This window comes from Stenotrophomonas maltophilia group sp. RNC7 (assembly GCF_030910085.1).
Classification (GTDB): Bacteria; Pseudomonadota; Gammaproteobacteria; order Xanthomonadales; family Xanthomonadaceae; genus Stenotrophomonas; species Stenotrophomonas sepilia.
Genome location: NZ_JAVFVN010000835.1, coordinates 1 through 710 on the forward strand (window position 1 = coordinate 1; position 710 = coordinate 710).

A 710-nucleotide genomic window follows, 5' to 3' on the forward strand; every position below is an offset into this window, starting at 1 on the left:
TTTGTTATTTTTGGTGCGTTATCAAGCATTTCAAACCCTACTTCTGAAAAAACGACAGCAACTAGTAAAAAAGTTGCTTCTAACAATGCAGAAGAAAAAGAGAGCGAGAAGAAAAAAGAACTAGAAAAGAAAGAAGCGGACGAAAAAACTCAAAAACAAGAAGATGAGAAGCATTAAGCTGATGAACAAACTCGTAAGCAAGAGGATGAAAAACGTCAAGCCGAGGAACAAGCTCGTAAGAAAGAAGATGAAAAACGTCTCGCTGATGAGAAAGCTCGTAAACAACAAGAAGAACAAAAGCGCCAAGCTGATGAGCAAGCTCGTAAACAACAAGAAGAGCAAAAACGCCTCGCTGATGAGCAAGCTCGTAAACAACAAGAAGAGCAAAAACGCCAAGCTGATGAACAAGCTCGCAAACAACAAGAAGAGCAAAAACGCCAAGCTGATGAACAAGCTCGTAAACAACAAGAGGAACAGAAAAAAGCACAGCAAACTCAAACACAACCTGCTTCAGGAAATACTAGTAGTGCATATTACAAAAATTGTGCTGCAGTTAGAGCTGCTGGGAAAGCTCCCCTATATAAAGGACAACCAGGTTATGCCTCACATCTTGATCGTGATGGCGATGGAGTTGCATGTGAAAAATAGTAGTAAAAAAGAAGCTTCTAGTAAGCTTCTTTTTTACTACTACGTATAGTTATTATTCTTCC

At 39.3% G+C, this 710-nt stretch carries 1 pseudogene; it reads left to right on the top strand.

Annotated elements, in window-relative coordinates:
* Positions 1–585: 585 nt before the first annotated feature.
* Positions 586–648: pseudogene (locus tag RCF13_RS26310) on the top strand (excalibur calcium-binding domain-containing protein); the annotation flags it as partial.
* Between the last annotated feature and the right edge of the window lie 62 nt (positions 649–710).